The organism is Okeania sp. SIO2F4, assembly GCF_010672385.1.
Taxonomy (GTDB): Bacteria; Cyanobacteriota; Cyanobacteriia; order Cyanobacteriales; family Microcoleaceae; genus Trichodesmium.
Genome location: NZ_JAAHGT010000943.1, coordinates 1 through 3726 on the forward strand (window position 1 = coordinate 1; position 3726 = coordinate 3726).

The 3726-nt window shown below is 30.5% G+C and carries 3 protein-coding genes; 2 read left to right on the plus strand and 1 reads right to left on the minus strand.

What is annotated here, in order from left to right:
* Positions 1-1996: hypothetical protein (locus F6K22_RS35325; RefSeq protein WP_293109197.1), on the plus strand; the 1996-nt coding region annotated here is incomplete at its 5' end.
* Positions 1997-2181: 185 nt separating this feature from the next.
* The gene (locus tag F6K22_RS35330; protein WP_293109199.1) at positions 2182-3408 is read left to right on the plus strand and encodes a glucokinase; all 1227 of its coding nucleotides are present in this window, start codon (positions 2182-2184) and stop codon (positions 3406-3408) included.
* A gap of 174 nt (positions 3409-3582) precedes the next feature.
* On the opposite strand, the gene F6K22_RS35335 is transcribed toward F6K22_RS35330, so the two are convergent.
* Positions 3583-3714, minus strand: coding sequence for a hypothetical protein (locus F6K22_RS35335; protein ID WP_363275134.1), 132 nt, complete (start codon positions 3712-3714; stop codon positions 3583-3585).
* Between the last annotated feature and the right edge of the window lie 12 nt (positions 3715-3726).

A 3726-nucleotide genomic window follows, 5' to 3' on the forward strand; every position in this document is an offset into this window, starting at 1 on the left:
TAACCAATACAAAGATCGAGAGAAGTTTGATAAACTCATCACTAAACAACTCCACTATGATAATTGGGATAAAATAGAAAATACAATGGATTTTAAAAAAATTATATTGGAAATAGTTGACTCAGAAAGTAGTCTTGATTTGCTGAATCTTTATCAAGAAATCCTTAAAGGAAATAATATAGATGTTGATTTTGATAATCCTGGTACTAACACCCTAGAAAAAATTCACCAAGAAAATTATCAAACGTTAATTGATTTAGACTTAATAATCTTAGACAAGGGTCAGTTAAAGATTGCTAATAAAGTTTATGAGACAGCTTTTAATTCCGATTTAATTAATCAAAAATTGTCAGGTAGTATTAGTGACTTAGTTGACACGGAGTGGAAATCTAGTTTAGATCTAAAAGATGAGAAAGAAAAGGTCATTAAGCAGATATTCAATTATTTACCAATATTAGGAAAAAAAACGAGTAACTTAGCTCGTATAATTAAGCTAATTCTCCAGAATAGTAAATTTGAATCTTTGTTAGTTGAATCGTTGTTAAAGTTAGTTTGTCAAGATAACCTAATTTTAGTACGACAAGGAGGTAGTACAAGTTTTAAAAGATTAATACAGAAGCATTTAATCGAAAACTGGCAAACAAAAATACTATCAGAACAAAAATCAGCAATTTTTGAGCGTTATGAATTAATTCAAGATAAATTAATAAATAACAAAACTTGTGACTCTTTTTGGTTATTAGTTATCTATCGAGATATTTTATGGGGAAAAGAAATTTTATTTCAGAATGGTGAGGAGGAGAAAAAATTATTTCGTTTAAAGTTAGTCGAGGAACATTCTGAAAATCCTCACAAATTAAAAGTTGTCAATTCCATTTATAAATCTGTATTTAATGAGAATTGGGTATCTGATAAATTACAAGAGATTCAAGCTCCTCTTTACAGAAATTTATTAGCTTGGATAGATAGCGATAATTTTCAGAGTCATGTTACTACTTTAAAAGAAAGATTTCCTGATAATCTCAAAAAGGTTATGGAAGAAATTATCCATTGGACTTATAATAATTTAAACATTACAGAAAAAATCATTGATTTTATTAAGGTTAACATTTCTGAAGTTAAATCAGAAGATGTAGAAAAGTGGTTCTCTGAAAAGATTATACTTTCACCATTTTTAGGAACAGAACAAGAACAGAAAAAAAATCATTTAGTGAAGGAAGATTTTGAAATTTTGATTGGATATATGGTTAATAATTTAGATATTAAAGCTGATAAACATCAGATTACTTCTATCTTATTGCCATTAACAGATAAGTTTAAACAAAATCCCCTAATTATAGTAAAAGAACTGCTATTATCAACCAAGAGTGAGCCAAATCATACTCTAATTAACAATCTTGTAGATTCAATATTACAAGATTCCTGTATGATTATAACTGAAGCAGATGTTGGTAAAATTCCCGATTTGCTTCAACAAATAAAAACTCAAGACAATAATAAAGACGATAATAAAATAGAGGAATTAAATATGCAAAGCAATAATCCACCTAATCAAGAGAAATTGAATGATTTTCTTAATATAATTGTCGAGAAAGAAGATGAAGTAGAGGCGATCGTTATTTTGAATGTAGCAAAGGAACTCACACAATTTTACAATAGTAAATTAAAGTCTGATAACCAAGAACTGTACAATACTCTTGTTGGAATTGGAAATCGTGGTGCTTCAAGAGCATTGAGCAATTTTAAATATGTAGGAGATATACCAAAAGCTATAGATACTTTTGCAAAAGAAACTAATACAGGAAAACTAGACTATGCAATTTTTTGTTTAAGTCAAGGAGTGATGTTAGCTTATATTATATATTTTCTAGGTAAGCCATTTGCCATTTGTTACGTTAATACTCGTTCCTCGTTACTCGCTCCTATCATAATTGCTGCTGAAGAAACTATCGAAAAAGTCAAAGAACTCTTAGAGCAAGAGTTAGCAAAATATTGAGATAATTAGTTGATTTTGCTAATTAATTTAGGTAATTTTCTGAGAGCGGATAATATTCCTTATTTATCCTAATTATTTATTTGATAAAGGAGTAATAACTCTATCATTTTAAATGTTGATTTTTTAACCCTACTTTAGTCAAAATACTCTTCAATACATAGAAGCTTTTAGCAGGTGAAAACAATATGGTTATTCTAGCTGGAGAAATTAGTGCAACTAAAACTAAATTAGCCCTTTTCACTCACAAATACGATTCAGCACTGGATCGAGTTGTAGTAGATGAACGAATATTACTTAAGGAATTTAATACTCTTAATTATCTTGATCCAGAATTAGAAAATATAATCCGATTAGAAAATATAATCGAAGAATTTTGTAAGCAACACTATAATCGTAATGAACATGGACATATTTATTGTGTTTGTTTAGGAGTACCTGCACAAGTAACAGAAGGTTCATGTGAAATTCAACGTTCAGAAAAAATTATGCCTTTAACGGAAGATGCTTGTAGAGAAAAATTACCAGTTCCTTACCGAGATATTGAAGTTCTTCCTGTCAAACTAATCAATGATATGGTCGCACATGGCTCTAGAATTGTCAAAAGTAGTAAAAATGATTTAGAAGTATTATTTGCAGAAAAAAATGAATCCAAACTTCTCACGAATCGTCATTCTATAATGTTAGTTAGTGACGGACTTGGTAACAGTCTTTGGCAAGAAGATGAAGAGCAAAAAAATCCATCTTATACTAGCTTTGAAAAAGGTCACGAACGCTTTGCTCCACAGACTGATGAAGAGTGGGAATTAACTAAGTATATAAAAGGAAAAATCAAAGAAGAATTAGAAAGATCATCTGATAAAAAAAACAAACCAATACCCTTAGATCAAATTAAAGTAAGATTTGAGAATGTTTTGTCTCGTCAGGGGTTAGTCAGAATCTATCAATTTTTGAAAGAAGGCAAAAAGTATGGAGAAGGACTTCCTGAGTTAACAACAGAAAATATCGAAAAAAATATAGACAAGGCTACTACTATTGCTAACTTTGTTGAAAACATTATTGGCAAAGCACTACCATCAAATGAGTCACAAAAACCAGAACCTTTGTGTTTAGCTTCACTAGAGATGATGTTAAAAATTTGGGGCAGAAGAGCAGGAGATTTAGCAATGGGAGATGAAGCTGAAATTATTTCTGTAGGTGGTATATCAGTAGATATGGAAAAGCTAAAAGACGGTATTTTTGTGGAAGCTTTTCTGGAGAAAAATATAGAAAATTCTAGAAATTATAAGCACAATAAAGACGTTAGTCTTCAAGTATTCCCAGAAGAAAATAGTGTGCTACTAGGAGCTGCTCAATATATTGCTGAAGATGTACCTACAGGAAAGTTTGCTCTGATGGAAATGGAAATCGAATAATATTCAATTATGCGTTGTAGTAGTAAGTGAAATACTAAATAACCTCAATATGATTCTCTAATTTTTTAGCAAAGCTTCTTGGTGTTAAAACTTCAAAAATAGAGCAGATTTTATTGAGTGTGAAGTACAGCTATCATAGGCAAAATGCTTATGCTTGGAATCTGCTCTATAACATCACTTAACCCAAGGTTGCTCCCAAGATTCCCCACCAACTTCTAACCCACACAGATCGCTCCGTGCATCCAAAATTAACTTTGAATAACCATCCCTAACTTCCCTTAACTTCAAAGTTAAATTTCCCCGCATAGTATCTCGACA

Excerpts from the sequence above, each read along its gene's own strand:
- F6K22_RS35330 (WP_293109199.1), top strand. The coding sequence starts at position 2,182 with ATGGTTATTCTAGCTGGAGAAATTAGTGCAACTAAAACTAAATTAGCC.
- F6K22_RS35335 (WP_363275134.1), bottom strand. The coding sequence starts at position 3,714 with ATGCGGGGAAATTTAACTTTGAAGTTAAGGGAAGTTAGGGATGGTTAT.